The 22,297-nt window shown below is 61.2% G+C and carries 23 protein-coding genes; 10 read left to right on the top strand and 13 right to left on the bottom strand.

Going from position 1 to position 22,297, the window contains the following annotated elements; genetic code table 11:
• Nucleotides 1-2: 2 nt before the first annotated feature.
• Nucleotides 3-890 carry a DMT family transporter gene (locus Q1A20_RS01330; RefSeq protein WP_299405143.1) on the top strand — a complete coding sequence of 296 codons (888 nt, stop codon included), beginning with the start codon at nucleotides 3-5 and terminating at the stop codon, nucleotides 888-890.
• A gap of 2 nt (nucleotides 891-892) precedes the next feature.
• Here the strand turns inward: Q1A20_RS01330 and Q1A20_RS01325 are convergent, their stop codons facing one another.
• The 4 genes from Q1A20_RS01325 to mazG form a co-directional block, all read right to left on the bottom strand.
• Nucleotides 893-2,305 (bottom strand): YdiU family protein, encoded by a 1,413-nt coding sequence (locus tag Q1A20_RS01325; RefSeq protein WP_299404388.1) that lies wholly within the window; start codon nucleotides 2,303-2,305, stop codon nucleotides 893-895.
• Nucleotides 2,306-2,426: 121 nt separating this feature from the next.
• Entirely contained in the window at nucleotides 2,427-2,876 is a 450-nt protein-coding gene (locus tag Q1A20_RS01320; protein ID WP_299404391.1) for an N-acetyltransferase, read from the bottom strand.
• Nucleotides 2,873-3,814, bottom strand: a complete 942-nt coding sequence (locus Q1A20_RS01315; protein ID WP_299404393.1) for a nucleoside hydrolase — start codon at nucleotides 3,812-3,814, stop codon at nucleotides 2,873-2,875. The genes Q1A20_RS01320 and Q1A20_RS01315 overlap by 4 nt, the downstream gene beginning before the upstream one ends.
• A 280-nt stretch (nucleotides 3,815-4,094) precedes the next feature.
• Nucleotides 4,095-4,913: a nucleoside triphosphate pyrophosphohydrolase gene (mazG, locus tag Q1A20_RS01310; RefSeq protein ID WP_299404396.1), complete on the bottom strand. Its 819-nt coding sequence runs from the start codon at nucleotides 4,911-4,913 to the stop codon at nucleotides 4,095-4,097.
• A 63-nt stretch (nucleotides 4,914-4,976) separates the two neighbouring features.
• On the opposite strand from mazG, the gene Q1A20_RS01305 reads away from it, so the two are divergent.
• The 4 genes from Q1A20_RS01305 to Q1A20_RS01290 are packed head-to-tail and all read left to right on the top strand — an operon-like array spanning nucleotide 4,977 to nucleotide 8,532.
• On the top strand, nucleotides 4,977-6,146 hold the full coding sequence (locus tag Q1A20_RS01305; RefSeq protein ID WP_299404398.1) for a M20 aminoacylase family protein: 1,170 nt from the start codon (nucleotides 4,977-4,979) through the stop codon (nucleotides 6,144-6,146).
• Between the two features lie 3 nt (nucleotides 6,147-6,149).
• Nucleotides 6,150-7,118 carry an agmatinase gene (speB, locus tag Q1A20_RS01300; RefSeq protein ID WP_299915595.1) on the top strand — a complete coding sequence of 323 codons (969 nt, stop codon included), beginning with the start codon at nucleotides 6,150-6,152 and terminating at the stop codon, nucleotides 7,116-7,118.
• Nucleotides 7,119-7,120: 2 nt separating this feature from the next.
• Nucleotides 7,121-8,071, top strand: coding sequence for an agmatinase (gene speB, locus Q1A20_RS01295; protein ID WP_299915594.1), 951 nt, complete (start codon nucleotides 7,121-7,123; stop codon nucleotides 8,069-8,071).
• 59 nt (nucleotides 8,072-8,130) lie between these two features.
• Entirely contained in the window at nucleotides 8,131-8,532 is a 402-nt protein-coding gene (locus tag Q1A20_RS01290; RefSeq protein WP_299915593.1) for a DUF1499 domain-containing protein, read from the top strand.
• Here the strand turns inward: Q1A20_RS01290 and Q1A20_RS01285 are convergent.
• Complete coding sequence (locus tag Q1A20_RS01285; protein ID WP_299498917.1) at nucleotides 8,470-8,757, bottom strand: hypothetical protein; 288 nt, start codon at nucleotides 8,755-8,757, stop codon at nucleotides 8,470-8,472. The two genes, Q1A20_RS01290 and Q1A20_RS01285, sit on opposite strands and share 63 nt — an antisense overlap.
• A gap of 62 nt (nucleotides 8,758-8,819) precedes the next feature.
• On the opposite strand from Q1A20_RS01285, the gene prfA reads away from it, so the two are divergent.
• The 3 genes from prfA to Q1A20_RS01270 all read left to right on the top strand — a co-directional run bounded on the left by prfA (nucleotide 8,820) and on the right by Q1A20_RS01270 (nucleotide 11,473).
• Entirely contained in the window at nucleotides 8,820-9,875 is a 1,056-nt protein-coding gene (gene prfA, locus Q1A20_RS01280; protein WP_298969744.1) for a peptide chain release factor 1, read from the top strand.
• 14 nt (nucleotides 9,876-9,889) lie between these two features.
• Nucleotides 9,890-10,705, top strand: a complete 816-nt coding sequence (gene prmC / locus Q1A20_RS01275; RefSeq protein ID WP_299915991.1) for a peptide chain release factor N(5)-glutamine methyltransferase — start codon at nucleotides 9,890-9,892, stop codon at nucleotides 10,703-10,705.
• Between the two features lie 222 nt (nucleotides 10,706-10,927).
• Complete coding sequence (locus Q1A20_RS01270; RefSeq protein ID WP_299404414.1) at nucleotides 10,928-11,473, top strand: DUF4167 domain-containing protein; 546 nt, start codon at nucleotides 10,928-10,930, stop codon at nucleotides 11,471-11,473.
• 36 nt (nucleotides 11,474-11,509) lie between these two features.
• Here the strand turns inward: Q1A20_RS01270 and rsmA are convergent, their stop codons facing one another.
• The 6 genes from rsmA to lptF are packed head-to-tail and all read right to left on the bottom strand — an operon-like array spanning nucleotide 11,510 to nucleotide 18,914.
• A complete protein-coding gene (gene rsmA, locus Q1A20_RS01265) occupies nucleotides 11,510-12,352 on the bottom strand; it encodes a 16S rRNA (adenine(1518)-N(6)/adenine(1519)-N(6))-dimethyltransferase RsmA (protein WP_299404417.1) in 843 nt (280 codons plus the stop codon).
• Between the two features lie 3 nt (nucleotides 12,353-12,355).
• A complete protein-coding gene (gene pdxA, locus Q1A20_RS01260) occupies nucleotides 12,356-13,330 on the bottom strand; it encodes a 4-hydroxythreonine-4-phosphate dehydrogenase PdxA (RefSeq protein WP_299915591.1) in 975 nt (324 codons plus the stop codon).
• Nucleotides 13,327-14,547, bottom strand: a complete 1,221-nt coding sequence (locus Q1A20_RS01255; RefSeq protein WP_299915590.1) for a peptidylprolyl isomerase — start codon at nucleotides 14,545-14,547, stop codon at nucleotides 13,327-13,329. The genes pdxA and Q1A20_RS01255 overlap by 4 nt, the downstream gene beginning before the upstream one ends.
• A 5-nt stretch (nucleotides 14,548-14,552) precedes the next feature.
• A complete protein-coding gene (locus tag Q1A20_RS01250; RefSeq protein WP_299915589.1) occupies nucleotides 14,553-16,679 on the bottom strand; it encodes an LPS assembly protein LptD in 2,127 nt (708 codons plus the stop codon).
• Between the two features lie 4 nt (nucleotides 16,680-16,683).
• Nucleotides 16,684-17,781: an LPS export ABC transporter permease LptG gene (gene lptG / locus Q1A20_RS01245; RefSeq protein ID WP_299404428.1), complete on the bottom strand. Its 1,098-nt coding sequence runs from the start codon at nucleotides 17,779-17,781 to the stop codon at nucleotides 16,684-16,686.
• Nucleotides 17,778-18,914, bottom strand: coding sequence for an LPS export ABC transporter permease LptF (gene lptF / locus Q1A20_RS01240; protein ID WP_299404430.1), 1,137 nt, complete (start codon nucleotides 18,912-18,914; stop codon nucleotides 17,778-17,780). Before lptF ends, lptG begins: the two co-directional genes overlap by 4 nt.
• Before the next feature lie 136 nt (nucleotides 18,915-19,050).
• Here lptF and Q1A20_RS01235 point away from each other — a divergent pair, with 136 nt between their 5' ends.
• Together Q1A20_RS01235 and Q1A20_RS01230 are read left to right on the top strand one after the other, a co-directional pair.
• A complete protein-coding gene (locus tag Q1A20_RS01235; protein WP_299915588.1) occupies nucleotides 19,051-20,523 on the top strand; it encodes a leucyl aminopeptidase in 1,473 nt (490 codons plus the stop codon).
• Between the two features lie 3 nt (nucleotides 20,524-20,526).
• Nucleotides 20,527-20,985, top strand: a complete 459-nt coding sequence (locus tag Q1A20_RS01230; RefSeq protein WP_299915587.1) for a DNA polymerase III subunit chi — start codon at nucleotides 20,527-20,529, stop codon at nucleotides 20,983-20,985.
• Nucleotides 20,986-21,021: 36 nt separating this feature from the next.
• Here the strand turns inward: Q1A20_RS01230 and Q1A20_RS01225 are convergent, their stop codons facing one another.
• Nucleotides 21,022-21,603 carry a TIGR02281 family clan AA aspartic protease gene (locus Q1A20_RS01225; protein ID WP_298969734.1) on the bottom strand — a complete coding sequence of 194 codons (582 nt, stop codon included), beginning with the start codon at nucleotides 21,601-21,603 and terminating at the stop codon, nucleotides 21,022-21,024.
• 50 nt (nucleotides 21,604-21,653) lie between these two features.
• Nucleotides 21,654-22,283 (bottom strand): MarC family protein, encoded by a 630-nt coding sequence (locus tag Q1A20_RS01220; protein ID WP_298969733.1) that lies wholly within the window; start codon nucleotides 22,281-22,283, stop codon nucleotides 21,654-21,656.
• Nucleotides 22,284-22,297: the final 14 nt, after the last annotated feature.

Genomic DNA, 22,297 nt, shown 5'->3' with positions numbered 1-22,297 from the left:
GGATGGAAAAGAAATCGCATATGGATGCCTTTGGCGCGGCTGCCCTGATCGCCTTTGCGCTGCATCTGGCGTTCAATCAGGTGGTGATCAAGCTGACCAATGGTGGATTTGGCCCGGTTTTCGCCGCCGGATTGCGGTCTGCCGGGGCGGTCATTGTGCTGCTGATTTGGATGCGGCTGCGCGGTGTGACGCTGAATGTGCCGCGCGAGGCGCTGCCCGCCGGTATTCTGTCAGGATGCCTCTTCGGGCTGGAATTCATGTGTCTTTTCACGGCGCTCGATTTCACCACCGTCAGCCGCGCCTCGGTCATTTTCTATTCGATGCCGGTCTGGCTGGCGATCGCCAGTCATTTCCTGATCCCGTCGGATCGGATGACGGGGCTGCGCAGCATCGGTTTGGTTCTGGCCATGGGTGGGGTCGCGCTGGCGCTGCTGGATCGCAGCGATGCCACGGCCAGCCTGACCGGCGATATTCTGGCGCTGATCTCCGCTATCTGCTGGGCGGGTATTGCGCTCTGCGTCAAGATCACACCGCTCAGCACCGTGCCTCCCGCGCAGCAGTTGATGTTTCAGGTCCTGGTCTCTGCGCCGATATTGCTGGTCGCCGCCGCGTTTTTCGGTGATTTCATCCGCGATCTGCAGCCGATCCATATTGCTGGCCTGCTGTTTCAGATCATCGCCGTTGCAAGCCTCGGCTTTCTGGCGTGGTTCTGGCTGATGTCGATCTATCCCGCGTCCTCAGTGGCTTCCTTCAGCTTTCTATCGCCGGTGTTCGCAGTGATCCTGGGCTGGTTGCTCTTGAACGAGGACGTGGGGCCAAAGGTCTGGGCTGCCTTGGTGTTGGTGGCCGCGGGCATCTATCTGATCAACCGGCGACCCAAGACCGCCTGAAGTCAGGTCCCGCAAAAGGTTGCAGGCACACGTTGTTCTTTGGTGGGCGCGCGCATCAACTCCGCATCATCGGTGTTGAACGGGTCCGCCAGCGCCTGCATCAGCCGCTCGAACGGGGCATAGTCGCCGGCCACGGCGGCGGCGATCATCTCTTCGATCCGGTGGTTGCGCGGGATGATCCGGGGGGACGCTTGTTGCATGAGGGCCTGGGCGGTATCTTCATCTGCCACCCGCGCGCGCCAATCTTTGGCCCAAAGGTCAAAAGCGTCGCGATCCAGAAACTGGTCGCGGGCCTCACCACGGGCCAGCGCATCGAATGTATTGGTGAAATCCGCACCTTCCTCTTGCATCAGGGCCAGCAGCCGCTCAACCATTGCCGCATCTTCAGGCGTTGGATTGGCAAGGCCCAGTTTTGCGCCAAATCGCTTAAGCCAGGCCGCTTCGATCTGCGCCGGCATGGCGTGCACGATTTCCGTCGCCGCCGCCACCATGCTTTGCGGATCATCATATTGCTGCAAGAGCGATGTCGCCAGTTGCGCCATGTTCCAAACGATGATGCGCGGCTGATTGGAATAGGCGTAGCGGCCTGTTTGATCGATCGAACTAAACACTGTATCCGAATGATAATCATCGATAAAAGCGCAGGGACCATAGTCGATTGTTTCGCCGGAAATGGTGCAGTTGTCCGTGTTCATCACGCCGTGGATGAAGCCAACGGACATCCAGGCGGCAACCAGATCGGCCTGCGCCTTGCAAACTTCGCGTAAGAGGCCCATTGGGCCATCCGCCTCCGGATAGTGCCGTTCAATCGCGTAATCGGTGAGCTGTTTCAGCTCCGCGCGCTGACCGCGGTGGGCAAAGACTTGAAACGTGCCGACGCGCAGGTGACTTTGTGCCACCCGTGTCAGCACCGCCCCGGGAAGGACAGTTTCGCGGATGATGTCTTCGCCGGTCAGGGTCGCTGCAAGCGCACGTGTGGTGGGAATGCCAAGCGCATGCATCGCTTCGGACACCACATATTCCCGCAGCACCGGGCCAAGCCAGGCGCGCCCGTCGCCCATGCGGGAATAGGGCGTGGGGCCGGAGCCCTTGAGCTGGATGTCGCGGCGGATGCCGTCGGTGCCAACGACCTCACCCAATAGCAAAGCACGACCGTCGCCAAGCTGTGGATTGAAAGACCCAAATTGATGCCCTGCGTAGAGTTGCGCGAGGGGCGAAGCACCTTCCGGAACGCTGACACCTGAAAATACCGCGGCCTGCGCTTCCTCCGAGGCGGCAGAAAGCCCAAGGATGTCGCCAAGTGCCTCGTTGTAGACCAGAAGCTGAGGTGCCTTCACCGGCTTTGGGTCAAGCCTGGTGTAGAAGGCTGCGGGCAGACGCGCATATGTGTTATCGAAGGGGGCGGTCAGTGTCATGGGGTGGATATAGGTCTTCGCCGCTTGCCGCGCCAGTAGATCGGACTTTGCAAAGGGGTCTGGCGGATTTGCAAAGTGAATTGGAAGTTTGCAAATCGAAAGAGTGAAGTTTGCAAACTAGTCACAATTTTCGAGTCATCAGCATGTATTTCGACCGCGGGGAAAATCCTGCGCGTGTGTAAAGCTTCTGCGTGTTCTCCGCATCCCGGTCGACCTCCAAATGCAGTGCTTTCAGACCGGCACCCGCCAAAGCGCGCGGCAGGCTTTGCAGGGTCTCAGATGCGATGCCGCGCCCCCGCACCCCGGGGCGTACGTAGATTTCGTCAATAAACCCATCAAGCCCGCCATATTCCAAGGACCAGCCAAAGGTCACAACGATATAGCCGATGGGTGCTCTGGGCGGACCGATCAGATAAGCCGCGCCATGCGGAGACCCCTCCAGCAGGGGCATAACGCCAGCGCGTCGTGCGTCGGTATCTATCGAAATGCCGCTTTCAAGGTGAAAGGCAGCAACCAGCGCGTCCAGCTTTTCCAGATGATCGGGTGTTGCCAGGGTTAGGGCGGCGCTCACAACCTTGCCAATCTATCAGTCAACAATGCGAAAAATCCGTCAGCATCAATGTCCCCCATGAAAAGCGCATTTGAGGGCCGATCCGTCACATCCCACCAATCCACGACCGTCATACCCATCGTTAATTCAGATTGGGTTTCAATCTCCACATTCACGTGACGCCCGGAAAAGAGTTCAGGATCAATCAGATAGGCGGTGACGCAAGGGTCATGCAGCGGCGCGCCTTCGGAGTCGTATTTTTCCTTGTCGAAACGTTCAAAAAAGTCGGTCATATCGGCAACGGCTTTGCCAACGGGTGTGCCCAGGGCTCTGAAAGCCTCATTGCGGGCGTTGGTCACCAAGGCCTTATGCGTCACATCAAGCGACATCACAACAATGAAAATCCCGGATTTAAAAACGATATCAGCTGCTTGTGGATCGACATAAATGTTGAATTCTGCGGTTGGGGTGATATTGCCCACTTCAAAATACGCACCGCCCATCAACACGATTTCTTGAACACGATCTGCGATATCAGGTGCTTTTTTCAAAGCTTTTGCGAGATTGGTAAGCGGTCCCAATGCACAAAGGGTCACCGCGCCCGGTTTTTCGCGCCGCAAAGTCTCAATGATGAAGTCTACCGCATTACCGCTCTGCAGCGCCATTTCAGGGTCCGGCAGGACCGGGCCATTCAATCCGGTTTCGCCGTGCACATGTTCTGCCGTCACCAGCTCCCGCCCAAGAGGCCGGTCGCATCCGGCATATACAGGCACATCAACTTTGCCTGCTAACTCACAGATCATAAGTGCGTTTTTAGATGTCAGGGCGAGCGGCACATTGCCCGCAACACAGGTGATGCCAAGAACGTTGATATCCTCGGGGCTGGCCAAGGCCAGTAGCAAGGCGACCGCATCGTCCTGACCGGGGTCGGTATCAATGATGACTTTTCGGGGGGACATGCCAGCTCCAGATTCTCGTGAGCGCGACACTCGCAAGCTGGTGGGAATTTGTCCAGATGGTCAGCTTTACCTGCGCAGAGCTGCGCCCATGTGCAAAGCCCGCGATGCGCTGTAGGGCCGACGCCACCCGCATCACGGGATCTCACCGCGAACCAGCTGCTACCCAAAGTTCATCCCGAAAGATGCGATGCGACATTGCGAGTCCCTATCCGAACTCATCAGCTCGATGTTTCGCGTCTCTCCGCGGCATTACAGGACGCAGATAAACAGAATGGTTGGTTTACATCTTCTGACGCTCAGAGGCCTTCACCGCGTCCCAAAGCGCATCCATCTCTTGTAAATCACTCTCTACGGGGGTTTTTCCCCGTTCCGCCAGCAGCGCTTCAACACCTTCGAACCGGCGCGTGAACTTGGCATTGGCAGCGCGCAACGCCGCCTCTGGATCCAGCCCCAGATGCCGCCCGAGGTTTGCCATCACAAACAGCAGATCGCCAAATTCCTCTTCCACCTCCTGCTGTGTAAGCCTGTCCCTGGCCTCCACCAGCTCCGCCGCTTCCTCGGTGATCTTGTCGAGCACCTCGCGGGTCGAGGGCCAGTCAAACCCCACGCGCGCAGCCCTTTTTTGCAGCTTGAATGCGCGCAAGAGGGCGGGCAGGCCAATGGCGACACCGTCCAGCGTACCTTGCTGCGCTTTCCCCGCGCGCTCCGACGCCTTGATGGCTTCCCAATCGGCGCTCTGCTGATCCGCGGATTTGTCCCGGGAGGCATCACCAAAGACATGCGGGTGGCGGGCGACCATCTTGTCGGAGATTGCCCGCACCACCGTTTCAAAGGTGAAATGCCCGGCTTCTTCGCCCATCGCGGTGTGGTAGACGGTTTGCAGCAGCAAATCGCCCAGTTCACCTTCCAGCTCCTGCCAGTCGTTGCGCTGAATCGCATCGGCGACTTCATAAGCCTCTTCAATAGTATAGGGGGCGATAGTGTCGAAATTTTGCTCGATGTCCCAGGGGCAGCCGGTCTCGGGGTCTCGCAGGCGCCGCATGATTTCCAGCAAACGTTCAATTCCCGCATTGCGGTCGTGGATCAGGTCGTCAACCATTGCAGCGTGCCCATCTGTCGTGTCACAAGCACCTGACAAACAATTCCACAAGGAGTCCACCCCATGCCCGTGGTAAACCGGATCGCTGATATGAGTGCGGATATGGCCGCCTGGCGCCAACACCTGCACAGGATCCCGGAGCTGGGACTGGAATGCCATCAGACCGCCCGTTTCGTGGCCGAGCGTCTGCGTGAATTTGGCGTTGACGAATTGCACGAGGGGATCGCAAAAACCGGGATGGTGGCGATCATCAACGGGCAGGGCGAGGGGCCGACCATCGGGCTGCGCGCGGATATGGACGGGCTGCCGATTGGCGAAGAGACCGGGCTCGCCTATGCCTCCACCCATGACGGCAAGATGCATGCGTGTGGGCATGATGGGCATACGGCGATGTTGCTGGGGGCGGCGAAATACCTGGCCGAGACACGCAATTTTGCGGGCCGGGTGGCGCTGATCTTTCAGCCGGCCGAAGAGTTCGGCGGCGGTGGCGAGGTGATGGTGCAGGAAGGCATCATGGAGACTTTCGACGTGAGCCAAGTCTACGCCATTCACAACGCGCCGGGAAAGGATTTCGGCAGTTTCAGCACCCGTGCTGGCCCGATCATGGCGGCCGCGGACACGTTCCACATTCGGATCACCGGTAAGGGCGGGCATGCCGCACGCCCGCATGATGCGGTGGACCCGGTGGTGGCGGCATGTTCCATCGTGCAGGGGTTGCAGACCATCATCAGCCGCAACCGTAACCCGATGGATTCGCTGGTAATCTCCACCACACAGATCCACACTGGGACAACGGATAATGTGATCCCGGAGACCTGCTACATCAATGGAACCGTGCGCACGTTCAAGAAGGATGTGCAGGCGATGGTGATCAAACGCATGGAGGAGATCATCGCCGGTCAGGCCGCAAGTTTTGGGCTTGAGGCGACGCTCGAGTTTGAATTCGGCTATCCGCCCACGGTGAACCACGCCGCACAGGTCGATTTCGCGGCAGAAGTGGCGGATGAGGTGGCCGGTGAGGCGGGGGTCAAAACCGATATCGACCCGGTGATGGGGGCGGAGGATTTTTCCTACATGCTGGAGGCGCGACCCGGGGCCTACCTGATGCTGGGGCAGGGCGACACGGCGGGCGTGCACCATCCCAAGTACAATTTCAATGACGAGATCGCGCCCATCGGCGCGTCTTTCTTCGCGCGATTGGTGGAGCGGGCGCAGCCTGTCGCCGGGACCTGACCCATGGCACTGGAAGATGCCAAGAAGCAGATGGATCATGCCTTCACGCGTGACGACCTGAAAGGCCCCAGCTTTGAGCTGACCTTTGGCGGCGCGGTTTCATTTCTGCGGCGCAAATACACCAAGGACCTTACTGGCGTGGATATCGCGGTCACGGGCGTGCCTTTTGATCAGGCGGTGACCAACCGTCCCGGCACCCGTTTGGGGCCGCGCGCCATCCGCGAAGCCTCGACCCTGCAGGCGCCGGATGCACCCTATGGCTGGCCCTTTGACGTGCTGAGCGAACGCGCGATTGTCGATTACGGTGATCTGGCCTTTGATTATGCCAATATCCCGGATTTTCCAGACGCTTTGACGGCGCATATTCGCGGTATTCTTGAGGCCGGTGCGGCAAGCGTTGTGTTGGGCGGCGACCACTACATCAGCTTCCCGATCCTGAAGGCCTATGCGGCGCAATACGGCCCCCTCAGCCTGCTGCAGTTCGATGCCCATACCGATACCTGGGTGGACGATGATTTCACCCGCGTCGATCACGGCACGATGTTCTACAAGGCGGTGAAATCCGGGATCGTGGACCCGGCCACCTCGGTTCAGGTTGGCATCCGCACAACCAATGCCGATACCCTCGGCGTGAACATCATCGACGCGCGTGAGGTGCATGAAACCGGCCCGGCGGCGGTGGTGGACAAGATCAAGACCATTCTGGGCGACCGCCCCTGTTACCTGAGTTTCGACATTGACGCATTGGACCCGGCCTATGCGCCTGGCACGGGCACGCCGGTCTGGGGCGGGCTGACCTCGGCGCAGGCGGCGATGATGCTGCGCGATCTGGCGGGCATCAACATCCGCGGCGGCGACGTGGTCGAGGTGTCGCCGCCCTTTGACACCACCGGGGCGACAGCCATTGCAGGCGCCCATGTGGCGACGGAAATTCTCAGCCTGCTGGGCTGGCGGATGCGTGAAGAGGCGTAAAGATGAGCACAAAGAACCAACCGATCAGCGGCAATGACCTGGCGCGGTTTTCCGGCCCGGGCAGTTTTATGCGGCTGCCCTTTGTAAATGATCTCAAGGGCCTGGATGTCGCGTTTCTGGGGGTGCCGATGGACATTGGTACGTCGTGGCGGTCTGGCACGAGGTTTGGCCCCAAGGAGGTGCGGTCGCAATCCGCGATGATCCGGCCCTATCACATGGGCACGGGGGCTGCACCCTTTGACAGTCTGCAGATGGCCGATATCGGCGATCTGGCCATCAATACCTTCTCATTGGAAAAGAGTTTGAAGATCATTGAGCAAAGCTATGACGCGATCCTGAATTATGACGCGATGCCGATGGCCATTGGTGGCGATCATTCGATCACCCTGCCGATTTTGCGCGCGATGCATCGGCGGCACGGACCTTTGGCGCTGGTGCATGTCGATGCCCATGCAGATGTGAACGATGAGATGTTTGGCGAGCGTGAAACCCACGGCACGGTGTTTCGGCGGGCGCATGAAGAGGGGTTGCTGATCCCGGAGAAGACCTATCAGATCGGGCTGCGCGGCACCGGCTACACGGCGTCGGACTTCACCGAAGCGCAGGGCTGGGGGTTCCAGCAATTCCCGGCGCAGGAGCTGTGGCACCGGAGCCTTGCAACGCTGGGCGGCGAAATACGCCGCGATATCGGGCCGGACGTGCCGGTCTATGTCAGCTATGATATCGACAGCCTGGATCCGGCCTTTGCGCCCGGCACCGGCACGCCGGAGATTGGCGGGCTGAGCACGGCGCAGGCGATGGAGCTGATCCGGGCCCTGAAGGGGCTCAACATCGTGGGCTGCGACCTGGTGGAGGTCTCGCCCCCTTATGACACCTCCGGCAATACGGCGCTGGTGGCGGCGAACCTGCTCTTTGAGCTGTTGTGCGTTCTACCGGGCGTGAAGTACCGCTGAGGCCGAGGGACGCTCCGCGGGGGATATTTGTGGCCAGAAGAAGCTTTGGAGTGCGAAAGATGATCGGGCTTGCCCTGGCGGTGTTGATTTTGGGGTGGATGGCATATGTGCGGTTGTCGCCGATGGATCCCGCGCGCTGGCATCAGCCGGTAGAGGTGCAGGCCGATCAGGATTTGCCCGTCGGTGCGGTGCGGGTGCTGGCCGGCGGCGACGCGCTTTTTCGGGCGATCGATCAGCAGATGCGCGCATTGCCCCGCACGCAGGTATTGGCCGGGTCGGTGGAAGAGGGGCGCGTGACCTATGTGACCCGCTCCGCGGTTTTCGGGTTCCCGGATGCGACCACCGTGGAATTGCGCGCGGATGAGGTCAGGATTTTCGGGCGCTTGCGTTTTGGTGCGTCAGATCTGGGCGTCAACCGCAAACGACTGGAGGGGCTGATCGCCGCGGTCCAGGGAGGATGAGAGGCAGCCTTGCTGTACTTCGCGCCACATGGGCACGTTCAGCGACATCTGGCACTGCGCCATGAACATGCGCCCGTCCACCTGCAGGCAAATGGTTTGTCCCAATTCGATGCGTGTGCCCGATTTATCCGTACAATAACACTCCACTGTCTTGCCACCGGGGTAGGTGACGTCCGCCACGCCAGGCAGCGCGGCCCAAATCAGAAGCAGGCTCAATCGTTTCATGGCGAAAATATTAGCATGACTGCGGGTCTTGACCAACGGCTTTCAATATCGGACAGAACGGCATGATCCCACGCGAGCGATTAGAACAGATTACGGCCCGCTTTCAGTATCTTGAGGCGGCGATGGCGGCGGGCGACCCTGCGGCGGATATTGCGACGCTGGCCAAGGAGTATTCCGACCTGCGCCCGGTGGTTGAACAGATCGCGACCTATCAGCAATTGCAGAGCGATCTTGAGGACGCGCAAGACATGCTGTCCGACCCGGATATGGCGGCGCTTGCGCAGGAAGAGATCCCGCGGATCAAGGCGGCACTGCCCGAGGCAGAGGCCGATCTGCAGCTGGCGCTTTTGCCCAAGGACAAGGCGGATGCCAAACCGGCGATGCTGGAGATCCGGCCCGGGACGGGCGGGGATGAGGCCGCGCTTTTTGCCGGAGACCTGTTGCGGATGTACCAGCGGTATGCGGAGGCCAAGGGATGGCAATTCGAGATCATCGAGTTGCAGGAGACCGAGTTGGGCGGGATCAAGGAATTGGTCGCGCATGTCAAAGGTCAGGATGTGTTCGCCCGGCTGAAGTATGAGAGCGGCGTGCACCGGGTGCAGCGGGTGCCCAGCACCGAGAGCGGGGGGCGTATTCATACCTCGGCGGCCACGGTCGCCGTGCTGCCAGAAGCCGAAGATGTGGACATCCAGATCGACACAAATGATCTGCGGATCGATACCATGCGGTCCTCCGGTGCTGGCGGGCAGCACGTGAACACCACCGATTCCGCCGTGCGCATCACCCATCTGCCCACGGGCATCGTGGTGACCAGCTCGGAAAAGTCCCAGCACCGCAACCGTGAGATCGCGATGCAGGTGCTTAAGGCGCGGCTCTATGATGCCGAAAGGAACCGGGTGGACAGCGAACGCTCCGCAGATCGGGCGGCACAGGTGGGGTCGGGGGATCGCTCAGAGCGGATCAGAACTTATAATTTCCCGCAAGGGCGCATGACCGATCACCGCATCAACCTGACGCTCTACCGGCTGGACGCAGTGATGCAGGGCGATCTGGATGAGATCGTCGACGCGCTGACGGCGGATGCGCAGGCGCGCCTGATGGCGGAGATGGGGCAGTGACAGCGGCCGAGGCCATGGTTGCGGCGATGGCACGGCTGCGGGCTGCGGGGGTGCCGGATCCGGCGCGGGATGCACGGGTGTTGCTGGCCCATGCGGCCAAGGTCGATGCGGCGCGGGTGACGCTCATTGCGCCCGAGGATATCGCGCCGGAGATTGCGGAGCGTTATGACAATCTGATCGCGCTGCGGGCGGTGCGTGTGCCGGTGTCACAGTTGATCGGCGCGCGGGAGTTTTACGGACGGTCCTTTGACATCAGCCGCGATGTGCTCGACCCGCGCCCGGAGACGGAAGCGTTGATCGAGGTGGCGCTGTCGGAACCCTTTGACCGGGTGCTGGATCTGGGCACTGGATCAGGCTGCATTCTGGTGACCTTGCTGGCGGAGCGCGCGGACGCCGAAGGGGTTGGTGTCGACATCAGCGAAGCCGCTTGTTTGCACGCCAGCGCCAATGCCGCGCGTCACGATGTGGCCGGGCGGGCGCAGATTGTGCAGTCCGACTGGTTTGCCGATGTGGACGGGCGCTTTGATCTGATCGTATCGAACCCACCCTATCTGGCGGCGGCTGAAATGGACGAGGTGCAGCCCGAATTGCGCGACCACGAACCGCGTCTGGCGCTGACCGATGAGGGTGATGGCTTGACCGCCTACCGGGTGATCGCGGCGGAGGCCCAAGGGTATCTGAATGCCCAGGGTCGCGTTATGGTTGAAATTGGCTGGAAGCAGGGGCGCAGCGTCTCTGGCATCTTCACAGCACAGGGTTGGGGGGAGGTGGCGATTCTCCCCGATCTGGGCGGGCGGGATCGCGTTGTCGTGGCCTCGAAACCGGGGTAACGGGGCCTGAAAACGCAGGAAAAAACCGTAAATCTGCGTAAAATCCGCCATTACCCCTTGCAGCAATGCGCGCGCCGTGCTTATTCAAGGGTGTTGCAGCGGTGGATGCTCCAAAGAGCGGTCCCGCGCGGCGTTAAGCCCAACATATCGACACCCCGGTTTCCCAAAAGCGCATGGCGCATCCGGTCACACGATCCACAGCACGAAGGCTGAGCGAACTTCATGAAATCATCGAGATCCCGGTCCCGCTCGAAGAGCAACCGCAACCGGTCCCAAGGCAATCAAGGCGGCAACGTCGTCAACCGCGTGTTCGACAGTTCGGGCCCGGAAGGCAAAGTGCGCGGCACGCCGCAGCAGATCATCGAGAAATACAATCAGCTGGCGCGCGATGCACAGCTGAGCAATGACCGCGTGGCGGCGGAGAACTTTCAGCAACACGCGGAACACTACACCCGCATGCTCTCGGAGGCGCAGCGTGAGATCGAAGCGCGCCGGGAGGAGCAGGACCGCCAGAACCGCGAACGCCAGGCGGAACGCGACCGTGAGCGCGCCGAGCGTCAGGAACGCGAGGCCAATCAGGCGACAGAGCAGCAGGCGGCCCAACCGCAGGGTGACGCACCTGTTGCCGAGGGGGACAGCAATCTGGTGGAGACACCGGAAAGCCAGCCCAAACCCAAACGGCAGCCGCGCCGCAAGCCGCGGCCAAAGCCGGAAGCCGTGAATGAGGACCCGCCCGGCGGCGATGACGCGCCCAAGGCGGCGGAATAGACAGCAAGCACAAACCCCGGGATGTCCCCGGGGTTTTTATTTGGCGGCAATGACGCGGGCCAGCGCGCAGAACCCTTCGAGGGGGATCTGTTCGGCACGGTCGGTTGGTTTCAACCCGGCGGCCTGCAGGCGATCTTCGATATCCGGTGCGATGCCCTTCAGGGCCGCGCGCAGCATCTTGCGCCGCTGGTTGAAGGCAGCAGCGACGACACGGCTTAGCACGGCTGCATCCGCAGGGTAGCGCGGTGTCGGCAGGGCATCGAGATGTACGACGGAGCTGGAGACCTTGGGAGGCGGCGTGAAAGCCTCGGGCGGCAGTTGCAGAACGATCCGCGCCTCGGCCCGCCATTGCGCGAGAATGGCCAGACGCCCGTAGGTCTTGCTGCCCGGTTGCGCCACGATCCGCTCGGCCACCTCGCGTTGGAACATCAACGTCAGGCTTTGCCAGAAGGGCGGCCAGTCTTTCGGGGTTAGCCAGCGCACCAGCAGTTCGGTCCCGACATTGTAAGGCAGGTTCGCGGCCACGCGGATCGGTGGGCTCAGATGGCTTAGCGGATCGATCTCCAACGCGTCGCCCTCCAGCACCTTCAAGCGACCCGGATAGACAGCTGCGATCTCGGCCAGCGCGGGCAGGCAGCGGGCGTCCTTTTCAATCGCCAGCACATGGCGGGCGCCTTCGGAGAGCAGACCGCGCGTCAGGCCCCCCGGGCCGGGGCCGATCTCCAGCACATCGCACCCGGTCAGATCTCCGGCCTGGCGCGCGATCTTGGCGGTGAGGTTCAAATCCAGCAGGAAATTCTGGCCCATCGATTTGCGGGCCTGCAGGTCATGGGCGCGGATCACGTCGCGCAAGGGGGGCAGGGTATCGATTGTCGCCATGGCTCAGCCCGGTCTGGCCATTTTGGCCGCCAGTTTGATCGCCTCGATCATGCTGGTGGGGTTGGCCACCCCTTTACCCGCTATGTCAAAGGCGGTGCCATGGTCCGGTGACGTCCGCACGAAAGGCAGGCCCAGCGTCACATTCACCCCCTTGTCGAAATCGAGCGTCTTGATCGGGATCAGGGCCTGATCGTGGTACATCGCAATGGCGGCATCATAGCTGCGGCGCGCGGCGGCGTGAAACATCGTATCGGCGGGCAGCGGGCCGCGCAGTTCGCGCCCCTCGCGCGTCATATCTGCGATCAAGGCCTCGATCCAGTCCAGCTCCTGTCGGCCCATGGCGCCCCCTTCGCCCGCATGCGGGTTCAACCCGGCAACGGCGATCCGCGGCGTTGCTATGCCGAAGCGGTCACGCAACGCAGTCTCGGTGATCTCAATCGTTTCGCGCAGCAGCGCCGGGGTGAGGGTGGTGGGGACGTCTTCCAGCGCGATATGGATGGTTGCGGGAACAACGCGCAGCGCGTCGGAGGCCAGCATCATCACCGCGCGCGCCCCGCCTGCCAGAGCGGCAAGATATTCCGTGTGACCGGGGTAGGCGAAATCTGCGCCGTCGATCAGCGCCTTCTTGTGGATCGGCGCGGTACACAGCGCCGAGGCCGCCCCGTCTTTCACAAGATCGACGCAGGCGGCAATCACGTCGATCACCCCCTGCGCATTGGCCGGATCGGGCGAGCCGGGCGTGGTGGGATTGGGAAAGGCGTGATGCAGCACCGGCAAGACGTCTTGCCCGACATCTGCTGCGGCGGCAGGGGTTGTGATGACCTCGAAGGGGGTGCCGGTTGGCAGATGGCGCGGGTCGCCCATCCAGGCCAGAGGCACCTTGCCCTTCAGCTCTGCCCAGGCGCGGGCGGCGATTTCCGGGCCGATCCCGGCAGGTTCGCCGCAACTGATGACAACCGGCGCCGCGGCCCCTGTCATGGGGTCACGATACGGGCATCTGCGCGCAGCTGATCGAGGAAACCTTCGGCATAGGTGGTGATCCGGGCAGAGCGCAGGGCGCGCGCGGCGTCTTCACGCGCAACATCCTCGTTCACCGCGGCGGTGCGTCCACACATCATCAGAAAGACCAGCGTCTGACCATTGTTGCGCGTCAAGGCCGTTGAGACTTCGCCGGGATCTAGCTTGCTGAGCTCAAGGGCAATGTCTTGCGGAATTTCCGCGGGCGGCAGGGTGGTACGATCGAGGATTTCCTCAGGTTGGCCTTGGGCGATACCGTAGAGGTCATCGCATTGATCCACCTGCGCCTGCAGTTTTTGCGCCGCCGAGAGACCCGCAGGGGTGCGCCCGCCGGGGATGTAATAGGCCGCGTATTCGATGGCGACGAATTCCTGTGTCGGCGCCCCGGTTTCTTCGATCCCGCGCAACTGGAAAAGCGCCACGGCATTCGGGATGGTGAGCGGGTCAGTGATCTCACCCGGTGCCAGAGACAGCAGGATTGGGCGCAGGGCTGCGGGCAGCCTGTTCAGGTCCTGCCAGGGCAGGCGGCCGCCCGCCTCGCGGGAGGCGGTTGCGGAAAACTCGCGGGCATAGTCCGAGAATTCATCCTGCGATTGGGATTGCGCGATCTCTTGCGCCAGCTGGTCGACGTCCGCCTTGCGCTCCGGCGGGGCCGGAATGATGATCTCGGACACAAGCACCCGGATCCCGGTGGTGCCGGTTGTCGACCCGAGCGCCCGGTCGATCTCCTCTTCGGAGATCTCGACACGGGACCCAAAACGCGCGGAGATCAGCTCCCGCCAGGCGATGCCAACTTCAACAAAGCTGCGAAAGCTCTCTTCGGCCACACCGTTTTGGCCCAAAACCGCGATGAACTGATCCTTATCCATATCGGCCCGCCCGGCAAATTCAGTCAGACCTGCATCAATGCCTTCCTCGGTCATCTCCAGACCGGAGGAGGCGATGGCCTGCGCTTGCAGGCGCTCGTCCACCAGTGTGTCGATCACATCCTGACGGTTGGAGCCCGGGGCGTTGAGAAAGCGCATGAAGGTCTGGCGCTGCTCGACTTCGAATTCGGTCACAACAGCGTCATTGACCACCACAACCGGGTCAAAGAGGCCCTGTGCCACCGTTGGGCCGGGCAGTGCCAGGGCACAAAGGGCGGCCAAAATATGTCTGATACTGCTCGATGCGCTCATTTTTCTTATTTCCCGCATGTTCTTGTGTAAGTTTCGGTGCCTTTTTTCGCTGAAAACCCGCGTAGCCCGATGGATAAGCCCAAAGACGTTGAAGGCGCAAGGCTTTGAGAGGTCGCATAGCTGCGATTGACGGAGAACTGAACCGATACGCATTCATTGTTATAGGTCACACCAAGCCCGGCGTTGGCCGCCCTATCCAGTGAGATGTCGTAGCGCCAGTCGGCGGAGGCGGTCCAGTATTTGTCAACCCGGTAAGAGCCATCGAGCGAAATCTCGGCGATGCTTTCGGCGCGCTCCTCCTCGATGTCCTTGGTCAGCCAGACATAGCTGCCGCCAAGGCGGGTGCGACGGTTGCCGAAATCGCCGCGGATCTCGGCTTTGGCAAAGTCGAAGTCATCGTCAAAAAGGGTGCGGGCGGTGATGGCCCAGGTGTCCTGCGACTTAATCTGTCCCGCCACCAGATAGCTTGATGACGTCCCGGTGAGACCGGAGGTGTCGGTAAAGGCCGTATCCGCCTCGTCACGCAGCACCTGTCCGAGGGTCAGGGAGGTATCAAACCCGTTGGGATCAAAGCGGGCCCAGTTTACGCCGATGGCCGTGGCCCGACCGCGTTCGCGGCGGTCAGGTTCGGGAAACCGCGACAGCGAAATCAGGTTGCCGCCGTCAAACTCGACCCGGGTGCTTTCCTCATTGGGAATGTCGAGCCGGTCGCCCCCCGTCCAGGCGAGCTGCACGATAGGTTCCAGAAGCTCGGTGACGCCGCCCGAGCTGCTGCGTGACATCGGGTAGCGCAGGGCGACGGTGCCATGGGGGCTTAACTGGGTCTGGTTTTGCGGCACAGTGCTGTCTTGGGTGATGTTGAACAGATCGGCGCTGGCGCCAAGAGAAAGCTCTGCGCGCAGACCGTAGGCCAGGGTCCAGCTGCGCAGCCAATCTGCTTCGGCGCTGAAACGGGAAACATCGCGCCCGACAATATCATCATCCGAATAGCGGTAGTGGCTATGCGCATCGAGGTCCAGGCGCAGCTCGCCGCCAATTGTGGTCGGGAAATACCGCGTTTCATAAATGCCATCGGCAACAATCGTCGGCAGCTCGGCATTGATGTCATCGTCGCGCAGTGACTTGAAGGCAATTACGCTGCCGGAGATGAATTCGTCCCGCCGCGCGCGGCTGATGGTGATGGCGCTGTCCAGGCGGTCTTTTTCCGAATAATCGTAATTCCGCAGATATGAATCGTCCGAAGTGATCTCGACGTCAAAATCGAGACGGAAATCATTTCTGAGCGAAAACTGCCCATTGCCGAAAATGTAGCCGCGCGTTTCGCCTGGGCGTTCATCATCACGGCTGATCGCACCATTGAATTCGATACGTCCTTTGACAAAAGCCTGACGGTACCGCAGTTCCAGCGTGCGTGTGCTGGACGAGATATAAGGCGTGACCGTGAGATCCCGGTCATCACGCAGTGCGATGAAATACGGGATCTTGATGCCTGTGCCCAATTCGGAAGTGGTCCGCAGCGAGGGGATCAGGAACCCGGTCGCACGTTCCAGCGTCGGGTCAGGCAACCGGAGTTGCGGGATGTAGAACACCGGGACGTTCAGGATCATGAACTGGGCCTGATCAAAGTAAAGCTGTTGCTCCTCTTTGTCATGCACCACCCGTTTTGCGCGGATTTGCCAGAGCGGCGGACGCCCGTCGTCGCAGATCCGGCATGAGGTGACGGCGGTTTTGTAAAGCTGGCTGTAGCGCCCGTTCACCCGTTGAATCTGCACGGCTGCGAGTTGCAGCTGATCTTCCAGCACCAGGCGGGCGCTCGTCAGAAGGCCGGTTTTCAGCGTGGCATCCAATTCGGCAGCGGAGGCCAATATGGTGACCCCCTCGCCATCCTGCAGGGTGATGGGACCGTCAATGGTCAGCGCACCGCTGTCTCGGTTGTAGCGTATTTCGCGGGCGGTGATGCGGGTTGTGCCCTGAAACGCTTCGACATTCCCGCGCGCCACCAACTCGCGGTCATTGGTGATAAAGAGCTCATCGGCGATCAACACTGCCGGTACCGCATCGGGGTCCGCACCCTGCGCCCATGAGATCACCGGCCAGATCAGGAAGAGACATGCAACAAACGCGCGCACCACGAGGCTAACCATCCTCTGCGTGCAGCAAGAGACCTAAGGCAAGCAGCACCGCAGCAACAGGTGTCGCCCAGGCTGCCAGATAAATCGGGATCTGCCCGTTTTCGCCCAGAATTTGCGCGAAGCTGCGAATGAAATACAAACCAAACCCCAAAAGTACCGCGGCCAGCACTGCGATGCCGGTCCCCCCAAAACGGGTATGGCGCATGGTGAACGCGCTCGCAACCAGAACCATCGACATCAAAAACAGCGGACGGGCCAATTCGGACTGAAACCAGACCCGGTGCTGGCGCGACGAAAACCCGGCCTGGTCCAACTGCTCGATGAACTCTGGCAGCTTCCAGATCGAGATGGCGCTGGGGCGGGCGAAACTTTCGCGAATGCGTTCCAGCGTCAGGCTGGAGGGGACAAAGAGCTCATCGTGACGCTCCGCATTGGCTTCGGAATTCCAGCCGGCTTTCAAATGCCAAAGCTTGGCATTGCGCAGCACCCAGCCGCCGTCCTGCAGGGCAGCACTTTGGGCAGCGATCCGGCGGACGGGGCCCTGGCCAGGCGCGTAAGTAATGATGGTGACATCATAGAGCACCGAGGCATCCGCGTTGGAGCGCAAGGCGCGAATTACAGATTGACCGGTCTCATCGCCCTGGCGCAGCCATAGGCCCTCACCGGAAATCGAGAGGGTGGAGGCGCCCCCGGTCCGGTAGCTCTCCGCCAGCTCGCTGTACCGCTTCGAGGTGGCTGCGACGATCGGGTTCAGCATGCTCACGGCCAGGCCCCCAATGATCAGCGCCACAATCACCGGGGCCACAAGCGCGCGCAGGGCGGACCGGCCCGCGGCACGTGTTGCAACAAGCTCCGAGGAGCGGGCCAAACCGATGAAGAGCGCGATGGTCGCAAGGATCATGATCAACGGCAAAATCTCATTCACCGTCTGGGGGGCATTGAGCAGGGTGAGACCGACAATGCGCCCAAAGCTGATATCAAAGTCGCTGAATCCGCGCGTCTGATCCACCAGATCCACCAGTGCGACCAGGGAAAACAGAACCGCCGTCAATACGAGGAAACTCATCGCGAAGCGGCGGGCAAAGTAGAGATGCAAAATCATGCAGGCGCCCCCGCTATGGGCGCTGCATTGCGTCGCCGCCATCTCGGTCGGGCCACATACCACAGCATGGCGAATGCCAGCAGCGTGCCGAAGATCACCGGCAGATACAGCAGCGGCCAGAGGCTGGCATCGCTACGCACCGGGTTCTGCATTGTGGAGCGCGCGCCGTTGATCAGCAGCAACAGCCCGAAAGCGATCACCACCTCACGCCAGACACCAAAGCGGGAGTAGCCGCCGATCAGCAGGGTGGTAAAACCAATCATCGCCGCGACGATGCAAAACAGGGGCTCGGCAAAGCGGGAGTGAAATTCTTCGGCCAGATGCCCGGCGGATTGTCCGGTATCTTTTGACAGGTCCTTATAGGACATCATCAGCTCAGGCGTGGTCATGTTGCGGGCGATCTGGATTGGCGAGGCATCGTTGCGCACCAGAGAGCTGATATCGAAGGAGAAATCCTGAAAATTGGCCGTGGCCAACCGGTTGCTTTCCGTGCTGAGACGCTGGGCCATGCCGTCGAGCATGATCAGTGTGGTCAGATCCTGATTGCGGATCAGGTAGGCTTCGGCGGCAGTATAGATGACCCCTTCTTCGGGTTTGCGGCCATCGGAGAGAAAGACATCGCGTAGAACACCGTCTTCGCTGATTTCACCGGCGTAGAACGTCACCGCGCTTGACGGGTGCAGGAACGCACCTTCGGTCAGCAGGCGGGAGGTGGCGTTTTGTGAAATCTCCGCCTCACGTTCGCTCAGCTGTCCCAGCGCCAGCGGCAACAGGACGTGCTGCAACGTGGAGGACATCAAAAACACGATGACACCAAAGGCGAGGACCGGTCGTGCCAGACGGTAGGGGCTCGATCCTGTGGCTTGCATCACCGTCAGTTCGCTTTCGTTGTTCAGCCTGTTGGTGACATAGACGGTCGCGGCAAAGGCGGAGATCGGCAGCACCGTGGTGATCAACTTCGGCAGACCCAGCGCCGTGAATTCCAGAAACACCAGCGCCGATTGCCCGTCGCTGATCAGCCGGTCAAAGAGCACAACCGCCCGGTTGATCCAGAAAACCGCCACCAATACGAGGGAGAAAAACCCAAACAGGATGAGCAATTGCGACAGGACATATCTGTCGATTCTGCTCACATCGGCCCCCTTTTGCCCGCACTCTTGCCTATGGGCGACGATAGACCAATCTTTGCTGCTGTAAAACTGCTATCTGGTCATTGGCGAAGGAGCGCGCTAGGTCGGTGGGGAACCCCATTTTGGAAAGGCTGCCCCGATGACCACGCTCACCGCCGTTACATTCTCCGAAACCGATATTGAACGTCTGTCGGATCACGCGGGTCGCATCGGGCTGATCGTGGATGAGGCGGGCAAACTGGATGTCGCCGGGCGCCGGGTCAACCGGCTGAGCAAAGGGGCGCTGAAACGGGCATTGGAGGCGCGGGTCGAGAAGGGCCTGAAGGAAGGCGACAGCCTGACGCTGGCCTATCCTGCTGGTATGGCGGCAGAGGCGGTGGACGTGCTGTGCCTGCCGCGGTCGGCACCGGAAAACGCCGCGCGCAATGCTGGCGCCGTTTTGGGCAGCAAACGCGGCAAGGCGGATTTGCTGCTGGCGGTCGGATCGGCGCGCCGGGCTGCGCATGTGGTACAGGGCGCCGTTTTGCGTGACTACCAGTTCCGCGATCACAAGACATCGGATGAGGCTGCCGAAGGGGCCATCGAGGTGATGTGCAATGATCCAAGCGGCGTTGAGGCTGCGGCTGCGCCGTTGCTGGCCGCTGCTGATGGGATCTTCATGACCCGCGATCTGGTCAATGAACCGGCAAATATTCTGACCACAACCGAATTCGCCGACCGGCTGGTCGAGATGAAAGCCCTGGGCCTCAAGGTCGAGGTGCTGGAAGAGGACAAGCTCGAAGAACTGGGCATGCGCACGCTTCTGGCCGTGGGGCAGGGCTCTGCCAGCCCCTCCAAGGTTGTGGTGATGCAATGGAACGGCGGCGCAGAGGGCGCGGCACCCCTGGCACTGATCGGCAAGGGCGTGGTCTTTGACACCGGTGGCATCAGCCTGAAACCCTCGGCAGGCATGGAAGACATGACCATGGACATGGGCGGCGCAGGCACGGTGGCGGGGGCGATGCGCGCGCTTGCACTGCGCAAGGCCAAAGCAAACGTCGTGGGTCTTGTGGGCCTGGTGGAAAACATGCCCTCCGGCACCGCCATTCGTCCCGGTGATGTTGTTCGCTCGATGAAGGGGGACACCGTTGAAATCCTGAACACGGATGCCGAAGGGCGCTTGGTGCTCTGCGATGTGATGTGGTACGCGCAGGAGCGGTTTGAGCCAGCGGGCATGATTGATCTGGCGACCCTCACGGGGGCCATCATCATCGGTTTGGGTCATGAAAATGCCGGTGTTTTCTCCAATGATGACACGCTTTGCAATGCCTTCCTGAAAGCGGCTGAAGCGGAGCAGGAAGGCGCGTGGCGCATGCCCCTTGGGCAGGCCTATGACGACATGCTGAAATCCCCCATCGCCGATATGAAAAACATTGGCGGGCGTCCGGGCGGGTCGATTACGGCGGCGCAATTCCTGCAGCGCTTCGTGAAAAAGGATGTCCCGTGGATTCACCTTGATATCGCCGGGGTTGCCTCGCTGAAATCGCCGACCAAACTGGCTCCGAAAGGGGCAACAGGCTGGGGTGTGCGGGCGCTGGACCGGCTGGTCGCCGATCGGTTCGAGAAAGGCTAGGCGTTGGGCACGGCGCTCTTTTATCACCTGACCCGGCGTCCGATGGAAGAAACGCTTGCGATGTTATTGAGCAAGGCAACCGGCGCGGGCATGCGTGTCGTTGTGCGCGGCACGGATCTGGGCCGGATGGGGTGGTTGGATGAGAAACTGTGGCTGGGCGCGGAGGACGGGTTTCTGCCGCATGGGCTGGCGGGCGGGGACCATGATGCGCTGCAGCCGGTACTGCTGACAACCACCTCTGAGGCGCCGAATGCGGCGACCTGTCTGATGACGGTGGATGGGGCGGCGGTCAGTGCCGAGGATGTCGCGGCGATGGATCGTGTCTGTGTGCTTTTCGATGGCAATGACACGCAGGCTCTGGACGGCGCGCGGGCGCAATGGAAGGCGCTCAAGGACGCAGGTGCCAAGGCACAATACTGGTCCGAGGAAACAGGCCGGTGGGAGAAAATGGCGGAGACGTGAGCCGCGATGAACCGGTGCCGCCCCAGGCCTGGGCAGTTATCTGGTCAGGGTCAACTCGCCGCCGGTAATCTCGATCTTGCCCCAGCGCTGCAGGTAGGTCATGCCCAGCAGGCTTTGCGACATCTCGCTGCCATTGACCACCGCCGTCACATTCTCATCCGTGGCAGGCCCAAGCTGTACCCGGTCCAGCCGCACTGGTGCTGTGCGCACCTCGCCATTGGCGGTCATGGCGCGTCCGGTAAAGTTGAGCGTGTCGGGGGCAAGGCCCACCGCTTCGGCGTCTTCCCGGGTCAGGACAATTTCGGTCGCCCCGGTATCGAGGACGAATTGCACCGGGGCGCCATTGACCTCGGCCGCGATATAATAATGCCCGTCGGCACTGCGCGGCACCACGATCTTGCCCTGTTCGGCAAAGACGGATTGCTGCGGGCGGACGGTCTGGCTGATGTCATCCCAAAGACCGTAGGCCGCGATGGCGCCCAGAAAGATGAACCCCCAAAGGGCGGCCTGCTGCAGCGTCTTGTTCATGGATTGGCGGTTCTGTGTGAAAAACCAACTCACCACCATCAATCCCAGCAGGATGAGGTAGATCAGGCTGCCAGTGTCATTACCATCCATATAAGGCTCCCATCGTCTCTCGGCCTAATATAGGCGTTTCGGCACAGAAATCAGCCCGCGCCCGGCCCAAAGCCAAAAGCGCTGAGACCGTCGAGCACGAATTGCACGGAGAGGGCGGCCAGCAACATGCCCAGCAGGCGGGTGACGACGGTGATGCCGGTTTTGCCCAAAGCGCGTTCGATGAGACCGCTGGCCAGAAAAAACCCCATCACGATGATCATGACACCAGCGGTGGCGCCCAGCACGATGACGGTGCCTTCGATGCCTGGACGTTGCCCCATGAGCAGGATGACCGAGGCGATGGCGCCCGGCCCGGCGATCAGGGGAATGGCGAGGGGGAAGACGGAAGGGTCGTTCACCTCCTCTTCGCTCTGATCCTCGCGGCGTTTGGTGCGACGCTCAAAGAGCATGTCGAGCGCGGTGATGAACAGCAGGATGCCACCGGCCACCCGAAAGGCGGCCATCGAGATCCCGATGAAGGACAGCAGCGCCTCGCCGAAGGCGGCAAAGGCGAGCAGGATCAGGATACCGGTGGCGGTGGCGCGCAGGGCAATCCGGCGGCGCGCGGCATCGGTCATGCCCTGCGTCAGCGCCACGAAAAGCGGCGCAAGGCCAATGGGGTCGATGACCACGAACATGGTGACAAAGGAGGTGATCAGAAAAGCGGTGTCGATCGTCATGGCATCTGCCTCTT

It is taken from the genome of uncultured Roseobacter sp., from assembly GCF_947501835.1.
Taxonomy (GTDB): Bacteria; Pseudomonadota; Alphaproteobacteria; order Rhodobacterales; family Rhodobacteraceae; genus Roseobacter.
The sequence above is the reverse complement of the archived record's forward strand: the minus strand, read 5'-3'. Positions and strand labels throughout refer to the sequence as shown.